Annotated in this window: 20 protein-coding genes; 12 read left to right on the top strand and 8 right to left on the bottom strand. The window is 69.9% G+C overall.

Annotated features, from left to right (window positions below; genetic code table 11):
* Window positions 1-267: 267 nt before the first annotated feature.
* Window positions 268-3,762, top strand: coding sequence for a BTAD domain-containing putative transcriptional regulator (locus tag ACTOQ1_RS32055; RefSeq protein WP_440071709.1), 3,495 nt, complete (start codon window positions 268-270; stop codon window positions 3,760-3,762).
* Window positions 3,763-3,897: 135 nt separating this feature from the next.
* Here ACTOQ1_RS32055 and ACTOQ1_RS32050 read toward each other — a convergent pair whose 3' ends face one another.
* Entirely contained in the window at window positions 3,898-4,308 is a 411-nt protein-coding gene (locus tag ACTOQ1_RS32050; protein WP_440071707.1) for a type II toxin-antitoxin system VapC family toxin, read from the bottom strand.
* A gap of 3 nt (window positions 4,309-4,311) precedes the next feature.
* Entirely contained in the window at window positions 4,312-4,563 is a 252-nt protein-coding gene (locus ACTOQ1_RS32045) for an AbrB/MazE/SpoVT family DNA-binding domain-containing protein (RefSeq protein ID WP_440071706.1), read from the bottom strand.
* Window positions 4,564-4,873: 310 nt separating this feature from the next.
* Between ACTOQ1_RS32045 and ACTOQ1_RS32040 the strand changes: the two genes are divergently transcribed.
* The 3 genes from ACTOQ1_RS32040 to ACTOQ1_RS32030 all read left to right on the top strand — a co-directional run bounded on the left by ACTOQ1_RS32040 (window position 4,874) and on the right by ACTOQ1_RS32030 (window position 7,774).
* Complete coding sequence (locus tag ACTOQ1_RS32040) at window positions 4,874-6,025, top strand: HNH endonuclease (protein ID WP_440071705.1); 1,152 nt, start codon at window positions 4,874-4,876, stop codon at window positions 6,023-6,025.
* Window positions 6,026-6,677: 652 nt separating this feature from the next.
* Complete coding sequence (locus ACTOQ1_RS32035; RefSeq protein ID WP_440071704.1) at window positions 6,678-7,535, top strand: helix-turn-helix domain-containing protein; 858 nt, start codon at window positions 6,678-6,680, stop codon at window positions 7,533-7,535.
* Entirely contained in the window at window positions 7,532-7,774 is a 243-nt protein-coding gene (locus ACTOQ1_RS32030) for a DUF397 domain-containing protein (RefSeq protein WP_440071703.1), read from the top strand. The genes ACTOQ1_RS32035 and ACTOQ1_RS32030 overlap by 4 nt, the downstream gene beginning before the upstream one ends.
* Before the next feature lie 93 nt (window positions 7,775-7,867).
* On the opposite strand, the gene ACTOQ1_RS32025 is transcribed toward ACTOQ1_RS32030, so the two are convergent.
* A complete protein-coding gene (locus ACTOQ1_RS32025) occupies window positions 7,868-8,458 on the bottom strand; it encodes a hypothetical protein (protein WP_440071702.1) in 591 nt (196 codons plus the stop codon).
* Between the two features lie 87 nt (window positions 8,459-8,545).
* Here ACTOQ1_RS32025 and ACTOQ1_RS32020 point away from each other — a divergent pair, with 87 nt between their 5' ends.
* Window positions 8,546-8,782 (top strand): hypothetical protein, encoded by a 237-nt coding sequence (locus ACTOQ1_RS32020; RefSeq protein WP_440071701.1) that lies wholly within the window; start codon window positions 8,546-8,548, stop codon window positions 8,780-8,782.
* 105 nt (window positions 8,783-8,887) lie between these two features.
* Here ACTOQ1_RS32020 and ACTOQ1_RS32015 read toward each other — a convergent pair whose 3' ends face one another.
* From ACTOQ1_RS32015 to ACTOQ1_RS32005, 3 genes are all read right to left on the bottom strand, one after another.
* Complete coding sequence (locus tag ACTOQ1_RS32015) at window positions 8,888-10,417, bottom strand: RICIN domain-containing protein (RefSeq protein WP_440071778.1); 1,530 nt, start codon at window positions 10,415-10,417, stop codon at window positions 8,888-8,890.
* Window positions 10,418-10,799: 382 nt separating this feature from the next.
* Window positions 10,800-11,363 (bottom strand): N-acetyltransferase family protein, encoded by a 564-nt coding sequence (locus tag ACTOQ1_RS32010; protein WP_440071699.1) that lies wholly within the window; start codon window positions 11,361-11,363, stop codon window positions 10,800-10,802.
* A 115-nt stretch (window positions 11,364-11,478) separates the two neighbouring features.
* Complete coding sequence (locus ACTOQ1_RS32005) at window positions 11,479-12,558, bottom strand: hypothetical protein (RefSeq protein WP_440071698.1); 1,080 nt, start codon at window positions 12,556-12,558, stop codon at window positions 11,479-11,481.
* Between the two features lie 78 nt (window positions 12,559-12,636).
* Here ACTOQ1_RS32005 and ACTOQ1_RS32000 point away from each other — a divergent pair, with 78 nt between their 5' ends.
* The 4 genes from ACTOQ1_RS32000 to ACTOQ1_RS31985 all read left to right on the top strand — a co-directional run bounded on the left by ACTOQ1_RS32000 (window position 12,637) and on the right by ACTOQ1_RS31985 (window position 15,547).
* Window positions 12,637-13,083, top strand: a complete 447-nt coding sequence (locus ACTOQ1_RS32000) for an SRPBCC domain-containing protein (RefSeq protein WP_440071697.1) — start codon at window positions 12,637-12,639, stop codon at window positions 13,081-13,083.
* A complete protein-coding gene (locus tag ACTOQ1_RS31995) occupies window positions 13,080-13,433 on the top strand; it encodes an ArsR/SmtB family transcription factor (protein ID WP_440071696.1) in 354 nt (117 codons plus the stop codon). The genes ACTOQ1_RS32000 and ACTOQ1_RS31995 overlap by 4 nt, the downstream gene beginning before the upstream one ends.
* Window positions 13,434-13,495: 62 nt before the next feature.
* Window positions 13,496-13,837, top strand: coding sequence for a VOC family protein (locus ACTOQ1_RS31990; RefSeq protein ID WP_362677032.1), 342 nt, complete (start codon window positions 13,496-13,498; stop codon window positions 13,835-13,837).
* Between the two features lie 486 nt (window positions 13,838-14,323).
* A complete protein-coding gene (locus ACTOQ1_RS31985; RefSeq protein ID WP_440071695.1) occupies window positions 14,324-15,547 on the top strand; it encodes an MFS transporter in 1,224 nt (407 codons plus the stop codon).
* Between the two features lie 97 nt (window positions 15,548-15,644).
* Here the strand turns inward: ACTOQ1_RS31985 and ACTOQ1_RS31980 are convergent, their stop codons facing one another.
* A complete protein-coding gene (locus ACTOQ1_RS31980) occupies window positions 15,645-16,844 on the bottom strand; it encodes an SMI1/KNR4 family protein (RefSeq protein WP_440071694.1) in 1,200 nt (399 codons plus the stop codon).
* Between the two features lie 73 nt (window positions 16,845-16,917).
* On the opposite strand from ACTOQ1_RS31980, the gene ACTOQ1_RS31975 reads away from it, so the two are divergent.
* Window positions 16,918-17,892 carry a GNAT family N-acetyltransferase gene (locus tag ACTOQ1_RS31975; RefSeq protein WP_440071693.1) on the top strand — a complete coding sequence of 325 codons (975 nt, stop codon included), beginning with the start codon at window positions 16,918-16,920 and terminating at the stop codon, window positions 17,890-17,892.
* Window positions 17,893-17,998: 106 nt separating this feature from the next.
* Here the strand turns inward: ACTOQ1_RS31975 and ACTOQ1_RS31970 are convergent, their stop codons facing one another.
* Window positions 17,999-20,047, bottom strand: coding sequence for a hypothetical protein (locus ACTOQ1_RS31970; protein WP_440071691.1), 2,049 nt, complete (start codon window positions 20,045-20,047; stop codon window positions 17,999-18,001).
* Window positions 20,048-20,354: 307 nt separating this feature from the next.
* Between ACTOQ1_RS31970 and ACTOQ1_RS31965 the strand changes: the two genes are divergently transcribed.
* Both ACTOQ1_RS31965 and ACTOQ1_RS31960 read left to right on the top strand, forming a co-directional pair.
* Window positions 20,355-20,843 carry a cupin domain-containing protein gene (locus ACTOQ1_RS31965; RefSeq protein ID WP_440071690.1) on the top strand — a complete coding sequence of 163 codons (489 nt, stop codon included), beginning with the start codon at window positions 20,355-20,357 and terminating at the stop codon, window positions 20,841-20,843.
* 5 nt (window positions 20,844-20,848) lie between these two features.
* Complete coding sequence (locus ACTOQ1_RS31960; protein ID WP_440071689.1) at window positions 20,849-21,532, top strand: ArsR/SmtB family transcription factor; 684 nt, start codon at window positions 20,849-20,851, stop codon at window positions 21,530-21,532.
* The last annotated feature ends 254 nt before the right edge of the window (window positions 21,533-21,786 follow it).

Raw genomic sequence — 21,786 nt, 5'->3', positions numbered from 1 at the left:
CCGCGCGGAAGTGGTCAGGCAGTGCGCGTGCGCGCCCTCGCCGACGGCGATGAACCCCGTGAGCGCGCCGGCACCCTGACCCCGTGTCGATCCGTGACGGCCGGGCCGGCTGCCCTGCCGTACGCGGGAACACTGCCACCGGGCGCTGAAACGCGGCTGACGCGGCGCTGGAACGCGCCAGGCCCATCCGGTGTTCAACCCCCTTCCGGGCGGTTAGCCTGAATCCGTCTCGGCTCAGGCGGCGTACGGTCCGGGGGTGATGTGGCGATGACCGTCCCCGACGATCACGATCACGACGGTGGTCCGCGGCCCGTCCTGGTGCGGCTCCTCGGCCCGGTGGACGTCGTCGCGGGAGACGCCGTCCTGCCGGTCTCCGGGCTGCGCCGCAAGGCGGTGGCGGCCGTCCTGGCGCTGCGGGCCGGCGACGTGGTCGACGCCGGACGGTTGATCGACGCGGTGTGGGACGGCAGGCCGCCCGCGACGGCGACGAACACCCTGCAGAGCCACATGTCCTACCTGCGCAGGCTGCTGGGGGTGCCCGGGGCGATCGTGGCCCGCCCGCCGGGGTACGTGCTCACCCCCGGCGCGGTGGACACGGACGTCCGGAGGGCCGAGGCCCTCGTCGAGCGGGGAAAGAGGGCGGCCGATCCCGCCGCGCGGGCGGCCACGCTCACGGCCGCCCTGGAACTGTGGCGCGGGCACCCCCTGGAGGACGTGGCGGGACTGTCCTGGTTCAAGGAGCAGGCGGCCAGGCTGGAGCGGCTGCGCCACGGCGCGCGGCGGGGGCTGGCCGAGGCCAGGCTGGCGCTCGGCGAACACGCGGAGCTGGTGCCGGAGCTGGAGGGCATGGTCGAGCCGCACCCCTACGACGAGGACCTGCACGGGTTGCTGATGGTCGCCCTGTACCGCAGCGGGCGGCAGACCGACGCGCTGGCGGTCTACCGCCGGTTACGCGACCGGCTGCTCGACGAGCTGGGCATCGACCCCACGCTCCCGCTCCGCGAACTGGAGACGGCGATCCTCCGGCAGGACCCCAGCCTCGACCTGCTCGCCCCGGGCCCGGCGGTCGCGTCCGGGGCACGGAGAGTGGAAGGGGGCGCGTCCGGGGCTCAGGGAGCCGAAGCGGCCGGGTCCGAGCCCTGGAGAGCCGAAGCGGTCGCGTTCAGGTCCCAGGGGGCCGGAAGCGTCTCCCCGATCCCCGCCCTGGTGGAGCGGGCGGCGGAGACGCGCCTCATCGACCGGATCCTGAACACCGCGATGACCGGGAGGCAGGGCGGCCTCCTGCTCCTGGCGGGACCGGCCGGGATCGGGAAGACGAGCCTGCTGGAGCACGCCCGGGCACGGGCGGAGAAGCTGGGCTTCACGGTCGCCGGCGCCCGCGGCACCGACCTTGAGGTCGGCTACGCCTGGGGCTGCGTCCGGCAGCTGTTCGAGCCGTTCGCCAGGGACCCCGCGGTGCCGACTCCGGCCGTCCTGCGACCGGCCGGTGCCGATCCGGCCACCCCGCAGGGCGAGTACTCGATCATCAACTCCCTCTTCTGGCTCACCCACGACCTGGCGTCGCGCAACCCGCTCCTGATCGTGGTGGACGACCTGCACTGGAGCGACGCCGCCTCGGCCCAGTTCCTCGCCTACCTGGCCGCGCGGCTGGACGGGCTGCCCGCGGTGGTCGTGGCCGGGCTGCGACCGGGCTCGGAACGCGTCGACCACATCGTCTCGGTCATCGCCGGCCTGCCCCTGGCCGTCACGGCCACGCTGACCCCGCTCACCCCCGGCGGCTGCGCCGAGCTGCTGGCCGGCCTCACCGCCGCCCCGCCCGACGAGGAACTCGTCCGGCGGTGCTACGACTCGACACGCGGGAACCCGTTTCTGGTACGCGAGCTCGGCCGCCAGCTGACCGCGCCGGGGGGCCGCGCACCCGCCCTGCTCCAGGGCTCGCCGAACATCGAGCGCTTCGTCGCCGGGCAGCTCCGCCACCTGCCCGCGCACGCCACGAGCGTGGCGCACGCCCTGGCCGTCCTCGGCGACGGCGCCGGTGCCCGCGCGCTGGGCGAGGTGGCCGGGCTCTCGTCGCGGGAGGCGCTCGACGCGGTGTCCTCGCTGGTCGTCAACGACCTGGTCACCTCGCACGGGGTGCCCGCGCGGTTCTCGTTCGGCCACCCGCTGATCCAGGCCGCCGTCTACTCAGGGATCAGGGCGAGCAGGCTGGCCGACCTCCACCTGCGTGCCGCCGGTGCCGCGATGGCCGGGCACGACCCGATCAGGGCGGCGACCCACCTGCTCCGGGTCCCTCCGGGCATGGGCGACCACGATGTCCCTCCCGGCATGGGCGATTACGATCCGACGGCGATCCTCGGCGAGGCCGTCGATCTCAGCCTGGCCCGCGGCTCGGTCGACGGCGCGGTCGCGTTCCTGCGCAGGCAGCTCGACGAGGCCCGCGCCGACCAGCGGCTGGGCGTGCTGACCCGGCTCGGCATGACCGAGGCGCTCGTGAACATGCCGCAGGCCGTCGAACGCCTCTCCGAGGTGCTCACCCTGGAACCCGACCCCGAGCGGCGCGCCGAGATCGCCTTCATCCTCGGCTGCACCACCTGGACGATCGGCCGGCCCCGGCAGGCGGCGCTGGCCTGCCAGTCCGTCCTCGGCGGGGAGAGCGACATCTCCGTCACCGCGCGCAGGGCGCTGCAGGCCTGCATCGGCATGGTGGCCTACGGAACGCCGTACGGCACCGACCTCGTCGCCTCGCTCGACGAGTTCGGCGCGCAGGAGCCCGACGCCTCCTTCGGCGGCCTCATGCTCGAATGCAGCCTCGCGCTCCACGACGCGATGCGGAACAGACGCGAATCGGCCGAGCGGCGCGCCCTGCGGGCCGTCACCGGCGACCGCCTGATGGGGCAGCCGCTGGCGTTCCCCCTGCTGACGTGCGCGTGGTACGCGCTGAGCCCCTGCGACAACCCGCGACTCCTGACGTCCGTCGAGGCGATGCTGGAGTACAGCCGCGAGGCCGGCTCACTGCGCGGGACCGCCCCCGCGTTCACCTACAGGTCGATGGTCATGCACGCCAAGGGCAACCTCGACGAGGCCGTCCACGACGGGCGGCTGGCCGTGGAGGCGGCCAGGAACGGCGGCCTCGGCCTCGGGCTGGTGTTCGTCGGGAACCCGTTCATCTCGGCCCTGCTGGCACGCGGCGACCTCGAAGAGGCGCGATCCGTCCTCAAGGAGATCAAGGCCGCCCACGGCCCCGAGCTCAACCACCACATCTACGCCAACGGCGAGATCGACCTACTCCTCGCCCAGGGCGACATCCGGCGCGCGACGGAGATGACGCGGGCGACCAGGGACCACTGCCGCACCATGGGCATCACCAACCCGGAGATCCTCGACTGGCGCACGCCGCTCGTACGCTGCCTGCTCCTGCGAGGACAGCGGGAGGAGGCGCACGCCGTCGCCCAGGACCTGCTCGCCGCCGCGGCCGGGTGGGGGACGCCCAGGGCGGTCGGCAGGGCCCTTAGGTCGGCCGCCGCCACCGTGACCGGGCCGGGAAGGCTCGACATGCTGGCGGAGTCGGTCCGGCTGTTCGAAGCGACCGACGCCCGCCTCGAACACGCCACCTCTCTGTACCGGCTCGGCGAGGCCCTGCGACGCTCCGGCCGCCTCCAGGACTCGGGCTCCCGGCTGAAGGCGGCCCTGGAACTCGCCGACCTGTGCGGAGCCCGGCCCCTCCGCCAGGCCGTGCTGGCCGCCCAGGCGGAGACCCGTTAGTCCCGGCCTCGTGCGCCTGCCCCGGCGGCCGGAACGATCGGGGGCATCCTCACCTCGCGTGACGTCGAAGAGCCTGTATCACCGGAGCGGTCTGGACCAGGTCAGTGACCGGGGGATGGCGGATGTTCCACCGAATCAGCCCGGCCGTAGCAGTTCGACGAGTTCCGGGGCGATGGCCGGGAATTTCAGGTCTGTGGTGAGCAGCGCGTCGGCCTTCGCCCCACGGGCGGTCGCGATGATGAGGGCGTCCGGTACCCGAATCGTCAAATCCGCGGCCCTGAGCAGGGCAGCGCTCTCGGCCGTCGCCTCGTCCACCCCGACGATCCGATCGACGACGGCGGCACGGAACGCCTCGAGCATCCTCTCGGCCGCGACACCCTTGCGGACCGCACCCATCCGCAGCTCGCCCCAGGTGATCACAGAGATGGCGAACGAGGCCGTCCTGTCCTCCCAGCGGCGAACGGCGTCGCGGGCCTGGCTGTGCAGCGCGTCGTCGGGATCGAGCAGACCGACGATGACGTTGGTGTCGAGCATCACGGTCGGCACCCGTCATCCCCAGCTCTCGCGGCTCGCCTCGACGTCCACGGCTTCGGCGAAGCCTGGGATGGTGCCGACCACCCCGTCGAGACGGCTGCGGTGCCGCCGGATGATGATCTGGCCGTCATCTTCGGTGATGTCGACCGAGTCTCCCGCGTGAAGACCGAGCTTGCGCAACACCGCCGCAGGCAGGGTCACCTGGTTCTTGCTGGAGATGCGCGCCGGCCCCGTACGCCTGGCACGCGTCCTCTTCTCGCGCTCCATAACCTTTACTTTAGCCAGCATGAGTAAAGATTAAATTGTGTCACTCAAAGCGCGCGGGTGATTCCATGAAGTCACCGCCTCTTCGCCGGCGTTTGCCGACTCGTCAAACGCGCCATACGCGAGCTACCGGATTCAACTCTGCCGGTGGGGACGATCCCGGGTCCTTGGCGAACGTGGCTGCTGGCGAAGCGCACCTCTCAAGGAACGGCTGGTACCCGCCGAAGGATTCAGGCAGTGTTCCTGCCGACTTGAAGTCCGATTTCACACGAAATCAGCGGCAGTTTCGGCGATACCTGCATAGGCTCGTGGGGTGGCGCTTTCCGATCTTCGACGTGAGATGGTGCTCGCCGCCATCGACGAGTTCGACAAGCTGGGCCGCGACGCTTTTCTCGAGGAGTACGGCTACCGGCCCGCCCTCGGCTACTTCCTCCTTCACGGCGGCAGGCGGTACGACTTCAAGGCGATCGCCGGAGTCGCTCACCGCGGAGTCGGTGGCAGGCCTTTGCGCCCTGACGAGTTCTCGGGCGGGAACGCCACCGTCGCCCGGGTGCTCGGCGGCCTGGGCTTCGAGGTGACGAAACCGGGGCAGGCTGCCAAGGTGTCCTCTGTCGAAGACCTCCTGCGGAAGGTCGAGTCGCTCAAGCCCGCCGTGTCTCCCGCGACCGGTGCGCAGAAAAGGCATCAGCCGTTGACGCTGCTCTGGGTGATCGGCCGCGCGGCCCAGGGCAAGCCACGCCTGCGGCGGTGGGAGAGCACCTACCGCGAACTCGGGCGGCTCATCGAGGAGTTCGGTCTCGAGGAGGACCGGCCCAACCCGGAGTCTCCCGTGCTGTGGCTCCACCACCACGGCCTCTGGGATCTGCCCGGCCACATCGACGTACCGACCGCCAGTAGTCGGCACGCGCGGAAGTGGATGAAGGAGCACCAGCCGGACAGCGGGCTGCGGCCGTGGGCGTACGAGATCATCACCGACCGGGAGGACATCCGGGCCCGGATCGTCGTGAGGCTGCTCAGCGCGTACTTCCACGGCGTCGACCACGACAGGCTTCTCACCAGGGTCGGACTGGACGCGGTGTCCTCTTCGCCCAGCCGTCGCGAGGCCGTCGTGGAGCGCGTCATCCGCGACTCCCTGCTCGCCGAGCAGATCAAGCGCGCGCACGACTTCCACTGCCAGATCTGCGGCGACCGTCTCGCCCTCCACCGGGGCTTCTACGCCGAGGGTGCCCACATCCGCCCGCTCGGAAAGCCGCACAACGGCCCCGACGAGCCCGGCAACCTGCTCTGCCTCTGCCCCAACCACCACGTCCTGTTCGACCGAGGGATGATCACCATCCAGGCCGACCTCACGACGACGGACACGGCATCCGGTGTCTCGCTCGGCCGTCTCCGAGTCATCCAGGATCACGGGATCAGCCAGGATCACCTCGACTACCACCGGCAGGTCATCGCGAAGCAGAGCTGAGCCGGGGTTCTTCCTTTCCGTGCCGAGGCGGAGGCGACGAACACCCATGTGACCCGCCGGTCCGCCCCGCTCTGAGGACAACCCGAGAGAGTCGGCGAGGGCTTTGTCGTGCGCGAACGACGGAGGAGAGCCGGCTCCTCACGGCTCGGCCGCCGCTAGTCGCACGAGTCGCAGGCGCCGGTCGACGGAAGCTGCACGAAACAGCGGGGACAGAGCCGGGGAGGACTCTCGGTGCGTACGCGTCGACGCTCGACAGCGGCCTGATACAGCGGGGCGAGTGCGGGAACGCCGCCATCGGCGGGCAGGGCCGCACCGAAGCGCCGGTAGCACTCCAGCCGGGCGCGAGCGGCGTGCTGCTCGCCGCCGTCACGGGAGTGCCGTCGGACACGCGCCAGTAGCCAGGTTGCGACATGCGTGGTTCTCCGAAGTTCACCGTACGTCCAGTCGTCCGGCGTCATACTTCCGCACGCCGCGCGCGTACGTCATGAACTTGCCCGAGCTGTCATTGACACCGGCCGCGTGGCGCGGGCCATCAAAGCTTTCTACGTGCAGGTTGGGCGTTGCCGCTTCATAGAAAGTCTTTCCTCCAGGAAGGATGGCATTTCCTTGCCCCGTCCTGAGCACTACGCTCCCCACGAGGAAGGAGGTGACCATGCCCGTCGAACCCACGCCACGACGCCGACGCCTGGGCGCGGAACTCAGACGCATCCGTGAGGCTCTCGGCTGGACCCAGGAGGAGGCGGCAGGCCGCCTCGGCTATCAGTCCCTCTCGACGGTCAGCAAGATCGAAAACGGACTGCAAGGGCTCAGGATCCAGCAGCTTCCGCACTTCTTCGAGGTCTTCGGCATCACCGACACCGCCCTGAGGGAAGCACTTCGCGACCTCGTACGCCGAGCCGGTGAAGCCGACTGGTGGCAGCGCTACGAAGGCGTGGTCGACGACCCGCTCGGCGACTATCTCTCCCAGGTGGAGAACGCCGACGCCCTGTTCGTCTTCAACCCCCTCGCCGTCCACGGCCTTCTCCAGACCCCGGGCTACGCCCGCGCGGTGACCGAGGGCAGCAGAGTCTGGAAGACGCCGGAGGACATCGACCGCTTCGTGGCACTACGGCTGGAGCATCAGCGCACCATGCTGGAGCGCCGACCTCCACTGAAGATCTGGGTCGTGCTTCCGGAGGGCCTGCTGCGTCAGGAAGTCGGCGGACGGGCCTGCATGCGCGCCCAGATCGAGCACCTGATCCACCTCGCCCGCACCGACCCCGCCGTCACGATCCAGGTCCTGCCGTTCTCCGCCGGAGCCCACGCGGGAATGGACGGCCCGTTCATGTTCATGTCGTTTCCCACTGGTCGCGACCTCGTGTGCATCGAGTCCCTGCGCGCCTCCCTGCACCTGAACGAACCCGAGACCGTCGAGCTCTACCGCACCACCAGCGACCTGCTGAAGTCCGACGCACTCTCCCCGAAGGCATCGATACCGCTCCTCACCGCGATCGCCAAGGACCCCTCATGAACAAGAACACCCTCGACCCCGACTGGATCGCAACCCGGCTTCGCGACGCCCGCTGGCACACCAGCAGCCTCAGCAGTGGCGGCACCAACTGCGTCCAGATCGCCTTCCTGGACCAGGGCATCGTGGCCCTGCGCGACTCCAAGAACCCGGAGAAGGCTCCGCACCTGTTCACCGACGCCGAGTACGACGCCTTCACCGGAGGCATCGAACGCGGGGAACTCCGACGTCCTCGAACGTGACAGGTCGTTGCCCGTGATCCGGCGTGCTACCCGCGAGAGGGGCTCCAGCCGGGGAAGCCCTGGACGGCCGGCCCCTCAACGTGGACGGGCGCGTCAGAGAAGGTCGCGTACGTGTTGGATGAACGTGAACCACTGGCCCGGCCGGGCTCCTTTGAATCCGTTGCGCTCCAAGGTCAACTTCAGGGTCTTCTTGAGTGGGTGCGGTGACCGCATGATGGCTTCGTTTCGCTGAGCCAGCCTGATCATTTCCGCTGGAGCAGGTGGCCGGTTGCTCTTCTGGCCGTTGCACCATGCGTGTGTGGGGGCCAGGTTCCAGACCGCGTCCAGGTCCGGTGCCGTGCCCCCGCCTCCGGGGCGGAGAAGCCTCATGAACGAGTAAGGGAACACGTGGTCGACGGCGATGACGTCGATGCCCAGGGTGATGGGTTCCGCGCAGATCATGCAGAGACCGTGCTGGAAGCCGATGACCGCGTCCGTGACGCCGGTGACCGATCGGCGGCGCCGCCTGTCGGTGATCTGCAGGGTGGTCATGTCCACGGCGACACCCTCATCGATCAGGCTGCGGCCGATCCTGGCGGCGAAGGACGTCTCCACGATGCTCCAGCGGGCTGACAGCTCGCCCCGCAGGGTCGGAGCCTGCTCTGACCGGGCGATATCGCGGAGTTCCTTGCTCAGCCAAACCATACGTGCGCGAAGGGGCGGTCTGAGGTGGGGAAACTCGTGCGGGACAGGATTCCGGAGATCATTCGTGCGGGTGGCGGGGAGCCGGTGGTGACCGTTCTCGGGGACGCCGACTATCGCCAGGCGCTGCTGGAGAAGCTGTTCGAGGAGGCGGCGGAGCTGCGCGAGGCCTCGGCGACCGGGGTGGCGGAGGAGATCGCCGACGTGCTCGAAGTGCTGCGGGCCGTCGCCCATGTCCACGGGTACGAGTGGTGGGACATCGAGAAGGTCGCGGAGGTCAAGCGCGCGGAGCGGGGGGCTTTTTTCGAACGCCTCTACCTGGGCTGAGCTTCGGCCCTCCGCCGGAGGGCCGGCTCTGGGGCTGAGCGGGAGAGCGGCCCAGGCCGGCAGCGGGGCGTCGGCCTGGGTTCGTCGCGCGACGGTGGGTGAAGGTTATTTGATCTTCCACTGCTGGTTGGTCAGGGCCGGCGTCTTGCAGTCGAACTGCTGCATTTGGCCCGACGCGTTCAGGGTCAGGCACTGTCCGCTGTGCCGGAAGATCAGGAGGTGGTAGCCGTTGTCCTTGGCTTCGAGGCGGACCTCCTGGTTCGCCGCGTCGGTCCAGCAGTCCCACTGCTGGACCAGCGCTCTGAGCGTGAGGCTCTGATTCTGCACGTCGAGGCACTTACCGGAATGCTTGGCGACGACCTTGAAGAAGCCGTTCGTCGTGGGCCGGAACGTGAACCGCTGGTTGGTGGCCGTCGTGCTGCACGTACTTTGAACCGCCACGGTGCCGTTCGCCGTATTCGGCACCGCGACACACTTTCCGGTACTGAGCAGTTCGAGCCGCCGCTCACCGGTCGGCGCCGACACCGGCGTGGGCATCGTGTAGCCGCGCACCATCGCGATGGCCGGGTCGGGATCGGGGAGGCGGACCTGGTGCATACAGGCATCCTCCGGATTCGTGGAATTGCGGGGATTCGGGCTATAGGTCCAGATGAGCACGCCGCTCACACCGGACAGGAAGTAGCCGTTGAACTCCCGGGTGAACATGGCTGAGCGCTGCTGTGTCGTGACAGTGCAGCCCGGTCCCGCGACTATTCCTGTCTCTCCCACGATGAGTGGCTTGTTGAGCTGGTAGAGCTGGGACAGGGTCGGAGCGAGATGCCGGGAGACGACCTGGTCGCTGTGATCCTGGTCGTACTCGTGCAGGCTGCCGACGTCGATGTCCGGCCCGCTGTGGAGCAGGCCGTAGTTCGCGGGCGTCCCCGTCCCGGTGGTGAAGGCGGCCATGGTTCCGCTCTCGACCAGGTGATGGGGATCGATCCCCTTGATGACCGCGGCGGTCTCGTCGAGGAACGTTTTGATCATCGTTGTGGAGACGCCGGTGGTCTGATGCCCGGGCTCGTTGATGATCTCCCACATGCCGATCGCCGGGGAGTCCTTGTAGCGGGTGACGACCCTTCGCACCCACGAAAGGTAGGCGTCACGGAAGCCTCCTGCGTACCAGGCGGCGTCCTTGGCCGCCTCTCCGCAGTCACTCCCCTGGTTGGCCAGCGAGAGGATCAGCTTCTGGCCGTGGGCCTCCGCCCGTTCGACGATGAGGTCGAGTGTGTTGAAGCCGTACGCCTCGAACGCCCATGTGCGGCTCATGGCCGCCGCGGGAAGCCCGCCGAAGTAGGTGTTGAGCTGTGTCTGCGTCCATGGCGTGCCGGTCGCGCAGCCGGTCATGCCGAAGGCGTTGAAACCTACGAAACGATACGCGCTGCCGTCGAGCATCAGGTTCCGGCCGACCCGGTAGACGAATCCGGGAGGTACGGCATTGGCGTTACTGGCCGGCGCGTGAGCCGCCTGCGCCGGTCGCGAAGGCGGTCGAGCCGCTTCGGCCGACGCCTCGCCTGGGGTGATACCGGATATTCCGCTTAAGAGGGATCCAGTCACTATGAGCAGCGCCGCGACGGGAGCCGCTGACCGGAGGAACATCTTGTGCAAGATCTCTCCTAGAAGATCGCTTGGAAGGCGTCATTCTCGCGGGCATACGGTCAAATCGCATTGAAAGCTCAAGATCATAACGCCTCTCGTATTTGATGCCGGGCAAAGTGACTTCACGGAGGACCGAGAAGATCACTCGGATCGGGTTCGGTGTTTCCCTCTTACTCGCGACACGTTTCACGGCGAAGGGCTGTCGAAGATTCCCGTCCCCGCGCCGAGGGCTCAGGGGGAGCCGGGCGGGAAGGTGGCTTCGACGGTTGCTTCGCGCCGCGCGCCGCGCATCCGGGGCGTATCACCACCACCGGTTTCGCCGACGCGTGTCGTCCGGGGTGCCGAGTGCGACGGCCAGGGCACGCGGGGCGCGCCGGCGGTTTCACCGGTCGATGTCAGCCGGGGTGACCGCCGCGGCTCGCCGTCGATAGTGGGCGTCGGGGAGGTTCTCCTCGTTGTCGCCGCCGTCCCCCAGCGCCACCAGGTCGAAGCCGTGCCGTTCGTAGAAGCGGCGGGCGCCGGTGTTCTGCTGGAACACGTGCAGGTCGAGCGGGCCGGGCCGTACCTTCCCGGCCTGGGCGAGCAGGGCCGAGCCGATGCCGTGGCCCTGTGCCTCCGGCGCGACGTAGAGGTGTTCCAGCCACCGGTCGTCCAGTGCGGCGAACCCGGCGACCTGGCCGTGTCGTTCGGCCACCCATGTCTCGTGGCGGGCGACCACGACCCCGGCGATCCAGGCCCTGGTCTCCTCGTCGGTGTGCAGGCGCGGCAGGTAGGTCATCTGGCCACGCGCGGCCAGGAAGACGTCCGCGATCCGCTCCGCGTCGCCGTGCCACGCCCGGCGTACGAGGGGCAGCGCTTCGTGTGCTGTGAGTTCGGCCATGACGTAGCGCAGGCCGTGCGCCAGATCCTGGTTCCGGACCTGGCGAGCGTAGGTACCGAAGCTCATGATGCCGCTCGGACGACTTCGCGGGCGTTCACCTTTTCGGACATCGTCATACTGTGACATGTCCGGATATGAACGAGCCATCGGATATCGCGGCATCCTTTGATGTCAGCCCAGGTCAACCGATGGCGATCGCGTCGAAGCGGGGCGCGTCGGTGGCGTGTCCCCAGCGGCGGCACTCCCAGGCCAGGCGCCGGGCGCGGAGCCGTAGCGCGACGGGGGCGCGCTCGGCTCGGCGCCGCTGGGACGCCTCTTCGACGGCACGCCGCTCCTCCGCGTGGACGGCTCGTCGCGACTCCACCTCCGCCCGCGCCCGCAGCAGCCAGGGAGGGGGTGAGGAGACCGCCTCGCGGAGGAGGGGAGCCAGTAGGTGGTCGCCGAACCGGGGCAGCTCGGCCGGGATCATCTCGATGGGCACACCCGACTCCCGTTCCGCGTCCTGGGGCGAGACCAGGAGACGCACAAGCTCCGCTGACCTCGGGGTGAGTTCGGCGAGCATCGTCTCCAGTTCGGCGCGAGGGAGGCGGGCATCGCGCAGGATCTCGGTGAGTGGTGGGACGCGGGGGTCCGCCATGCGGTGAAGGGGTCTGAGAGGCCCCGGCCAGACGCCGGCGGCGACCATCAGCGCAGCGGTCCACAGGAGGACCCGCACGCAGTCCGCGTCGGGGGTGGGCTTGGTCGCCTCTATCTCCGCGCGCGCCGCGACGGTGCGCGCGAGGTTCAGCTTGCGGGTCTGGGCGGCCTTTCTCGCGGCTTCGGAGCGGGAGACCGCTCGCGCGGCGGCGCGTAGCTCGGTGTCCGCGTGGGCGTGGTCGGCCAGAGCGTCCACGTCAGCGGCGCGGTAGTAGCGGATGGTGAGGATCCGGCCGTACTTCCGGATCTCCTCGGTGGCCACGGGTGCCAGACCGGCGGCGGTGACGATCCGTTTGAAGCGGTCGATCGAGACGCCGAGCCTGGCCGAAGCCTCGGTGACGGTGCAGCGCCGCTCCGCGGCGAGTGATCGCCGGAAGTGCTCGACGTCGGCTTCGGCCGCCCTGACGGAGACGGGGTCGAAGGTCCGGTCGGGGCGGCTGCCGGCTCGCCGCCGGTAGTGGGCTTCGGGGAGGTTCTCCTCGTTTGAACTACGCAGAACCCTGGCGACCGTCCCCGACCGCCTCCAGTCGTCCCCGATCGTCCGGCGTCCTCGACTCTCGTGCAACGAGTAGGTTGCACGACGATCGATCGAGGTGCAACAATCTGGTTGCACGTTAATGTCGTCGCGTGAAGGAGTTTTCTCATGTTCGAAGATCGGATCGAGCGCGACACCCTGATCGACGCCTCGGTCGAGCGCGTCTGGTCGTTGGTCTCCGCACCCGGCTTCTGGGTGGCCGAACCGGAGAGCATCGAGGGCACCACCGCTGTCGAGGGCGAGTCGACGGTGGCCAGGAACTCGGAGCACGGCGATTTCCCGGTACGCGTGGTGAAGGTCGAGCCGCAGTCGTACATCGCCTACCGCTGGGCTCCCGCCTCCCCTGGCCAGGAGCTGACCGAGGGCAACAGCACCCTCGTGGAGTTCACGCTGTCCGCCGAGGGTGACAAGACCCGCCTCACCGTGGTCGAGAGCGGCTTCGCCGCGCTGGCCGTGTCCGAGGAGGTGCGCGCCAAGACGATCGAGGACCTTTCCAGCGGCTGGCCGCAGGTCCTCAGCGCGACGAAGAAGCGCGTCGAAGAGTCGACCGTGTGAGGGCGGAATCCGATGACACGGGAGAGGAGGTCAGCGGCGTTCTCGTCGCGCTCGCCGACCCCATCCGTCGCGGACTGCTCGACCTCCTCGCCGAGCTGGGCGAGGCCACCGCGACGACGCTCGCCGAGCAGTTCCCCGTCTCCCGGCAGGCGATCGTCAAGCACCTCGCCGTCTTGGACGCCGCCGGACTCGTCACCGGCAGCCGGGTCGGGCGCGAGGTGAGGTACTCGCTGAGACCCGAGAGCCTGGACGCCGCCACGCGGTGGATGTCCTCGCTCGCGGCCGACTGGGACCGTCGACTGGCGGCCATCAAGCGCACCGCTGAGGCAGCGGAACGCGATTTCACGTAGCACCGGAACGCGCGGCGACAGCCGTTGCCGCGACCTGTGATCACACAGCAAGGAGATTCGACATGACGACGCTGAAGCCCGGAAGCATGCTGCTCGGCACGACCCGTCCCGACGAGCTGCGTGCCTGGTACATCAAGGCGCTGGCGCCGGAGTTCACCGGCGACGGCCCGATCGACCTGGGCGGCTTCCTGCTGGTCGTCGACGGGCGCGACGACGTCGAGGCGAAGAACAGCGAACCGGGCCGCGCGATCATCAACTTCCACGTCGACGACTTCGACGCCGTGGAGGCTCAGCTGAATGCGGCCGGCGTGGAGTGGATCTCGGTCGAGGACCGGGAGAAGGGAAAATTCGGCACGTTCGCCGACCTCGACGGAAACTACCTCCAGGTCATCGAGTGGAAGTAGGGCCCTTGAGGCCAGACGTCCTCTCGATGAACGGGTCCGAGGGACCCCCGCGGCAATAGGGCGATGGCGCCCCGTATCGATGTGTGACGAACGATCTGAAGCACCCCGTAACGGCACTGTATTTCATGATCACCGATGTGTTACGGGTAGGCCGTGCTCCACCCCGGTGGAGCGCGGCCGGTCGCGCCCGGTGGAGTACGGCCGGTCGCGGGAGACAGCCGGGTGGGCCGAGTACGGCCGGTCGCGGGAGACAGTCGGGTGGGCCGAATACGGCTACTGCCCATTCACCCCGGTGTTAACGACAAAACCGGCCAGCCGATCAAACGAACTCTGATCACCCATGGCCGCTGAACGTGACCAAATCCCTTGGACTCATTCGTTCGGTGAGGAACAGGACGTGGCAATCCTCGGTCACGTCGGGCACACGGGTCAGCCGACCCGTTCGCCGCGACGACTCCACTCAACACGACATAAGGAAGAGCGCACATGAGCATCCAGCAAACGGCGTTGAGCCCAGCCAGGACCAACCTGGCCCTGGCTACGCTGTTCTTGGGAATGTTCGTACTGGGCAGTGGCGAACTGCTCGTAGTCGGCGTGCTGGACCGGATCGCCGCCGATCTCCAGGTGACCATCCCCTCGGCCGGCCACCTGGTGACCGTGTACGCGCTGGGCCTTGCCCTCGGTGGTCCGATCCTGACCGCGCTGACGATCAAGCTGGAAAAGAAGATCGTCCTTATCGGCGCGGTCGCGCTGTTCATCGCGTGCAACCTGGTCGCGGTACTGACCCACGTATACGGCCTGTTCCTCCTGCTGCGCTTCCTCATCGGTTCGTTGCAGGGCCTGTTCATCGCGGGTGCGTTCATTGCGGCCATGTCGATCGTCCCTCCGGAGCGCATGGGCAAGGCGATCGGGATCGTCGTCTCCGGTGTCGCGATATCGGGGGCGCTCGGCTTGCCGCTGGGCACACTGGTCGGTCAGACCCTCGGCTGGCGCGGCTCGTTCATGGCGATCGTCGCGGGCGCCGTGGTGACACTGATCGGCACCGTGGCACTGATCCCGTCCGTGCCGTCCGCCGGCGCCGGTGCAGGCCACCAGGCCAGGTACGCTTTCGCCCCCAGGGTGCTCGCCGTGCTGTTCCTGAACTTCATCGTGTTCTCGGCGGTGTTCGCGGCGCTGACCTACCTCGTGCCGTTCCTGCAGAGGGTCACCGGCATCTCCGGAGCCATGCTGAGTGTGTTCCTCCTGGCCTACGGCGGGGCCACGGCGGTCGGCTCGTTCAGCGGCGGCAGGTTCGCCGACCGGAACGCCGGAGGCACCCTGATCATCGGGTCCATCGGCATCGCGGTCTCCCTGCTGGCGCTCTACTTCGCCGGCTCGATCGCGTGGCTCGTCGCGCTCGTGTTGCTCGCCCTGGGGCTGTCCTTCTATGGCATTGTGCCCTCGCTGCAGGTGCGGGTGATCGTTCTGGCCGGCCCCGGTGGCCAGCTCGCGCAGTCGTTGCCTGTCTCCGCGGCCAACGTCGGTATCGCGTTCGGCGCGTTCGCCGGTGGTGTCGCGATCAACAACTACAGCGTTTCCGCCACCGTGATCATCGGTCTGATCCTCTCCCTGGTCGCCGTCGCGGTCGCCTGGGGGACCAGCCTCCTGAAGCCGCCGGTGGTCGAGGAGTCGTTTCCGGCCACCGCCCAATCCGTACGCGAACCCGCATAAGACAACCCGTCGGACCACTTCTCGCACGTACTAAGACACCTGCAAGATGAGGATGACATCACGGGGCGCACGGCCGGGGACCGTCGTCGGAGCCCGGTCAGGCGGTGGCGATCGCGTCGAAGCGGGGCGCGTCGGTGGCGTGTCCCCAGCGGCGGCACTCCCAGGCCAGGCGCCGGGCGCGGAGCCGTAGCGCGACGGGGGCGCGGTCGGCGGGACGTGGGTGGCCTGCCGACCGAACTCCCCTCCCGAGCGGGGCGTCGGCGCGCAGGACCTCCTCGGCGGCCGAGGGGTCACCGGTCAACACCCGAAGGAGAGCTCGGCGTACGTAGCCGAAGTCGTCGTCGGGACAGCGCGCGATGTGCTCCTCGGTCGCCGTGTACGCGTCGTCCAGCCGGCCCTGCGCCAGAAGCAACTCGACGCGCAGGCGGTGCAGCCACGACCTGTCGTACCACCAGCCGTTCCGCGGGATCGCGTGTTCCACTGTGGTCAGGGCGTCGGTGATCCTGCCTTCCTCGCGCAGGAGCACGGCCTCCGCGAGCGCGAGGCGCACCGCTTCGTGGTCCCCCTCGGCGCCGGCCGCGCGGGCCTGGGCGAGGAGGTCGCGGGCGTCGCCGGCGCGGCGTTCGTAAAGGGCGAGGCAGGCCCGGCGGGCCAGCCGCAGGACCTTCACCTCCGGCCGCTCGTCACCGTCGGCGAGCGGCGGCGGCAGGAGGCCGAGCAACCGCCGGTCGACGCGCCAGCCGGTCTCGTCGCGCACGGTGTCCTCGATCCGCTCGCTCAGCACCTCGCGCAGCGAAACCTCCAGCCAGTCGTGGTACCACGCGCCGAACGACTCGGCCTGCGGGGCGAGCGCCTCGCCGACGCATGTCCAGTCGCCCCAGACCTGGCCCGCGGCGGAGCCGTTGACGACCAGGTGGGAGCGGTAGCCGCAGCCGTGCTCGGCGACCGGCAGCAGCCCCTTGAAGGCGGCCTCCATGACGTCGTCGTAGCCCTCGTCGTCCGCGGGCGGCTCCCACTCCTCCGTGAACGGGAACGCGCCGAACCGTTTCCAGGACCTGTCCGGCCGCACACCGTGCACCCCGTAGTACGGACCGGCGCCGCCATTGCCGAGCCGGGTCAGGAACGTGCGGTAGTCGGCGGGAAAGCGCACCCCGATCCGCGTCTCGACGTCCTCCAGCGTGGCCTCGTCGAGCGGTGGCTCGAACCGGTAGCGGTGCTCGCGGGCGCCGAAGAGGTCGAGGTCCGCGTCGTACTCGCGGAGCGCGTCGATGCCGCGCCGGATGACGTCCAGATCCACGGCGGCACCCTACCCGCAGGCGGCGGGAAAACGGGTGGCCGGCGAAAGCGGCGTGCTTCTACGCTCGACAACCATGACCTTCGAGTGGGCTCCGCTGACCAAGGACGACGTCGGGGCGTGGGCGGAGTTGCTGGCGGCGATCGGCGAGGTGGACCAGGTCGGGGGGAGGGAGACCGCGGAGGCACTCGCCGAGGATCTCGCCAACCCGCTGCTCGACCCCGTCGAGGGCACGCTGGGAGCGTGGGAGTCCGGCCGGCTGGTCGCGTACGGGATGACCATGTCCCGGTCCGCGGCCGAGCCGATCCATCGGATGAGCCTGTGGGGCGGGGTGCATCCGGAGTACCGGCGCAGGGGGCTGGGGGGCCGTCTGCTGGAGTGGGCGATCGGCAACACCCCGGTGCTGCACGAGCGCCGCTTTCCCGGGCAGCCGCTCGAACTCCACATCGAGGTGGACAGTCGCAACGAGGGCCTGCGGGCGCTGGTCGCCAGGGCGGGGATGAAGCCGGTCCGGTGGTTCTACGAGATGAACCTCGACCTGGGCGCCGAACTGCCGGAGGTCTCGCCGCCGGAAGGGGTGGAGGTCATCACCTACCGGGACGATCTGGAGGATGCCGCCAGGGAGGTGCGCAACCGCTCGTTCGTCGACCACTGGGGGAGTGTTCGGCACACCCCGGAGTCCTGGCGGAGCACCATCGTCGGGGTGCGGGCGTTCCGGCCGGAGGGGTCCTTCGTCGCGCTGGACGCGTCGGGGGAGTGCGTGGGCATCCTGCTCACCCACTACTTCGAGGCCGACACCGCGGCGACCGGGGTCCGCGAGGCGTGGATCCAGATCATCGGCACCCCGCGCGAGTGGCGGGGGCGCGGGGTGGCGAGCGCGCTGCTCGCGCACGCGCTGGGCGAGTTCCGCGCGCAGGGGTACGACACGGCGGGGCTGGGGGTGGACGCGGACAACCCGACCGGGGCCCTCGGCATCTACACCCGTGCCGGGTTCGAGATCGCGCGCCGTGCGGCCTACCACGGGATCGCGCTGGTTCCCTCGACGGCGTGACGACCGCCGTCGAGGAACGTCCCGTGGACCGGTGGACCGGTGGACCGGTGGTCAGGTGGACCGGGGACCGAACGTCCCGGTGGACGGTGGCACCGGCGAGGCCGCGTCAGTGCCTGCGCTTCCTGCCGCGGCCACTGGGACGGCCGCGCGAGCCCGGTGCCGGGCTGGGCACGAGGCGGAGCCGGGCGCTCGTGGCAAGCATCGGCTCGTACACCAGCACGCGCAGATCCTCCAGGGCCGCTCTCGCGGGATGCCCCGAGTCCAGCACCTCCGCGACGAACTCCGGCGCGTTCCTGCCCGCCGACTCGCGGAGCTGCTCCGCGACGGCCTCGGGGCCGCCCAGTTCCAGCAGGATGATCAAACTCTCGGCGAGGAGCAGCGGGTGCTCGTCGGCGGTGAGATCCTCGGGGCTCAGCTCTCCCGCCTCCAGGAGGGCGGTCAGGACGAGGGATCCCAGCGCCGGGTCATGCCGGAGCCTCGCCTGCGTCGACCGGCCGTCGGGGAGCGCCTCCACCAGGGTGGAGAGCATGGCGGAGGCGCGGGTACGGAAGGGGCAGGCGCGTACGGCGTCCAGAAGCGGCTCGATGTCACCTCCGTGCGCCGCCAGCCAGCCCTCGAGCTCGGCCGCGGCCGTCTCCTGGGTGTAGTGCTGGGCGAGCACCCCCAGCAGTTCGCCCGGCTCGGCGGCCGCCAGCTCCCCGAGCAGCGGGGCGTCCCGCCCGTCGGCGAGCAGCCGCTCCCGTACGGCTCGGGTGCCCAGGGGCGTCAGGCGTACCAGCGGGCCCGGCTCCGCCAGGCGCGACAGGAGCCGGGCGCACGCCTCGGGCGGCAGCGGCAGGTCGTCCTCGGTGAGCTCGCCGATCCCCTCGACGACTCCGGGACGCAGGTCGCTGGAGTACAGCTCGTCGGCCATGCCGTGACTCGTCTCGACGGCACCGAGGCGGGAGAGGGCGTCGAACACCGCGAGCAGGTCCTCGTCGACCTGACGGCGCCAGATGTCCTGACGGACGCCGTTCTCCTCGGGGTCGAGGAGGAAGTACGCCTGGCAGGCCAGCCATACGGTCTCCTGCAGCCGGGCCACGGGGATCGGGGCCGGCAGGCTGTACAGCGTGTTCAGCACGTCGGGCAGCAGTTCGTCGAACGCCGTGACGAGCATCGAGGAGCCGGACCACCCGGAGGCGGGCGCGCAGATCGCGGTGCCCAGCTCGAAGGCCGCCTCGAACGCGCGCCGCCACAGCGCCTCCGGGTCACGCAGGAGCGGGGCGGCCTTGGCCACCGGGACCAGGCGCTCCTTGCGCACCCGCACCAGGCCCGCCTTCTTCGCCCACGCCAGCAGGAGGCTCACCCGGGGCATCTCGGCGGAGCCGCGCACCCGCAGGTCCCGCTCCCCGGTGCCCAGCAGCTCCGCCAGCTCGCGGGCGTCGGCCAGCCGCAGGTTCCCGGTCTTGGTGAGGGGCCGCCCGTCCTTCCCCACCCAGTCGGGCAGGGCGGCCAGCTGCCGTACGATCTCGCTCCGGGCGGCCTCGGCGGCGAGCTCGGCGGCCGGGGGGAGGGCGACGGGGCACTGGGGGAAGGCCCGCTCGTCGTCGGGCCCCGCGCCGGCGAACTCGGCCTCGAGAAGCCTGTCGAGCACGTCGGCGTCGAACCGTATCCGGCCCGCGTCGACATCGCGCCGGAATCCGGCCACGGCCCTTTCGTCGTCGAGGACGACGCCGTTGTCGAGGGCGGTCTGCGTCCAGAACTTCCCGACGCCCTGCCGGGCCGGGTCGGCCAGCGCCGCCGGATACTCCGCCGCGGCCTCGGCCACGGCCGCCTCCAGCTCCGCGAGGGAGGCGCCCCGAGGGTCGCGCAGGCCGGACGCGGTGAGGTAGCGCACGAGCGTCAGCAGGCTTTCCGGCGCGGTGGCGAGGACATCGCGCTCGGCCGCGAGGTGCCGGGGAATCCATTCCAGGAGGAAACGCCGCACCTGTCGCGCGTCCCAGCAGGCCAGCCGCCCGTCCCGGCTGTGGTGCCGCGCGTTCAGGGCCGCCGCCAGCATCGCCTCGTCGGCCCGCGCGCCGTGCTCACCCGCCCAGGCGAGGCAACGGCGGATCAGCAGGTCCTTCGCCGACTCGAACTCCTCGACCTCCTCCGGATCGAAATGCGTCCGCACCATGAACTCCCACGCTCATATCACCGGACCGGGTCGAGTCGCTCTTTCCCGACCGCCCTCGCCGTCCGTGTCATGTACCGGCCATCCCTTTCCGCAGGGACGGTGTGTGCGGGTCGGTGGCCAGGAGCTCGTTGAGGGAAGGTCCCTCCTCGACACGCACGTGATCCATCGTGACAGCATCGCCGACAACGCGGGGGCCAACCGAGCCCGTGTGGCGTCACGGATCCCGTCGCTCGCGTCGTGTCTTTCGCGCTTTATCCCTATATTCTATAGTTCTTGGGAATATTGGTTCACAGGGATGGAGTATGCGATGTCGTATCCAGAGGCGCTTTACCTGGACGAGGCGGGCGAGAGCAGCGGGATCTTCCGGCCGGCGAGCGCGGGTCCGGATCTGATGATCGGCGGGACGGCGGTGCACTACCTGGGCACCGGCGCCTCGACGAACGAGCAGTTCGGCCTGTACCGCTGGGAGATGGGGCCGAAGCCGTCCGGTCCGGCGCCCCACTTCCACCGGACGATCTCCGAGTCCTTCTTCGTCCTGTCGGGGACGGTGCGGCTGTTCGACGGGCGGAGCCAGATCGACGCGACGGAGGGAGACTTCCTGCACGTCCCGGCGGGCGGGGTGCACAGCTTCCGCAACGAGTCCGGCGAGCCGGCCTCGATGCTCCTGCTCTTCGCCCCCGGGGCACCGCGCGAGGCGTACTTCGAGGAACTCGGCGCGATCGTGGCCGAGGGACGTGAGCTCAGCGACGCGGAGTGGACGGATCTCTATCTTCGCCACGACCAGTACATGGTCTGACGGCCATGGCGGAGTTTCGCGAGGAACCGATCTACCGGCAGCTGGCGCGGATCGGGAAGACGCTGGCCAGCCCGGTGCGGCTCAGGCTGCTCGACATGCTCGACCAGCGGGAACGCACCGTCGAGCAGCTGTCCGAGGCGGCCGGCGTCCCGCTGAAGAACACCTCGGCCCAGCTGCAGCAGCTCCGCGCCGCCCACCTGGTGACGAGCCGCAGGGACGGTACGCGGATCTACTACCGGCTGGCCGACGAGCGGGTCTCCCGGTTCCTGGGCGAGCTGCAGGACTTCGCCGGGGAAAGGCTCGCCGACCTGCGGGAGGCGGTGTCCGAACACCTCGGCGACCCCGCGGCGCTGGAGCCGGTGACCGCCGGCGAGCTCGCCGCGCGTCTCGCCGACCCCGGATCCGGCGTCGTGATCGTCGACGTCCGTTCCGCGGCCGACCACGCCCGCGGTCATGTGCCGGGGGCGCTGTCGGTGCCCCTGGCCGAGCTGCGCGATCGTCTCGACGAGCTCCCCCGGGACGCCGAGATCGTGGCCTACTGCGGCGGACCCTACTGCGCGGTCTCTCCGGAGGCCGTGCGGCTGCTGCGCGAGCGGGGTTTTCACGCGCGCCCGCTGGACGGCGGGCTCGCCCGCTGGCGGCGCACGGGCAACCGGCTGCAGGCCGGTCCCACCCCCGTGACCCTGTGACGAGTCCGTGGTTCCGCGACAGGGCCACGGACTCGTCGCAGGTCCCGGCTCCGTGACGGGTACGTGGTCCTGGGACAAGGCCATGGACTCGTCGCGGGTCCCGGCCCCGTGACGGGTCCGCGGCCGAATTGTCGGAGTGGATCACTACTGTTCGCGGCATGTCCACCCCCCACCCGAACGCTGCCTCGCCGGCCGGGACGAAGGTCCCCGTTCCCGGCGAACTCCCTCCCACCTCCCGCCGCGAAGAGACCGGC

Source organism: Streptosporangium sp. OZ121, from assembly GCF_051918885.1.
GTDB lineage: Bacteria > Actinomycetota > Actinomycetes > Streptosporangiales > Streptosporangiaceae > Streptosporangium.
This window is presented reverse-complemented; position numbering and strand designations above follow the sequence as displayed.

Coding starts and splice junctions, on each gene's coding strand:
- ACTOQ1_RS31960 (WP_440071689.1), top strand. CDS start 20,849: ATGGCGGAGTTTCGCGAGGAACCGATCTACCGGCAGCTGGCGCGGATC.
- ACTOQ1_RS31965 (WP_440071690.1), top strand. CDS start 20,355: ATGTCGTATCCAGAGGCGCTTTACCTGGACGAGGCGGGCGAGAGCAGC.
- ACTOQ1_RS31985 (WP_440071695.1), top strand. CDS start 14,324: ATGAGCATCCAGCAAACGGCGTTGAGCCCAGCCAGGACCAACCTGGCC.
- ACTOQ1_RS32045 (WP_440071706.1), bottom strand. CDS start 4,563: ATGGAGCGCGAGAAGAGGACGCGTGCCAGGCGTACGGGGCCGGCGCGC.
- ACTOQ1_RS32055 (WP_440071709.1), top strand. CDS start 268: ATGACCGTCCCCGACGATCACGATCACGACGGTGGTCCGCGGCCCGTC.
- ACTOQ1_RS32030 (WP_440071703.1), top strand. CDS start 7,532: ATGAACAAGAACACCCTCGACCCCGACTGGATCGCAACCCGGCTTCGC.
- ACTOQ1_RS31975 (WP_440071693.1), top strand. CDS start 16,918: ATGACCTTCGAGTGGGCTCCGCTGACCAAGGACGACGTCGGGGCGTGG.
- ACTOQ1_RS32025 (WP_440071702.1), bottom strand. CDS start 8,458: ATGGTTTGGCTGAGCAAGGAACTCCGCGATATCGCCCGGTCAGAGCAG.
- ACTOQ1_RS32010 (WP_440071699.1), bottom strand. CDS start 11,363: ATGAGCTTCGGTACCTACGCTCGCCAGGTCCGGAACCAGGATCTGGCG.
- ACTOQ1_RS32015 (WP_440071778.1), bottom strand. CDS start 10,417: ATGTTCCTCCGGTCAGCGGCTCCCGTCGCGGCGCTGCTCATAGTGACT.
- ACTOQ1_RS31990 (WP_362677032.1), top strand. CDS start 13,496: ATGACGACGCTGAAGCCCGGAAGCATGCTGCTCGGCACGACCCGTCCC.
- ACTOQ1_RS32000 (WP_440071697.1), top strand. CDS start 12,637: ATGTTCGAAGATCGGATCGAGCGCGACACCCTGATCGACGCCTCGGTC.
- ACTOQ1_RS31970 (WP_440071691.1), bottom strand. CDS start 20,047: ATGGTGCGGACGCATTTCGATCCGGAGGAGGTCGAGGAGTTCGAGTCG.
- ACTOQ1_RS32035 (WP_440071704.1), top strand. CDS start 6,678: ATGCCCGTCGAACCCACGCCACGACGCCGACGCCTGGGCGCGGAACTC.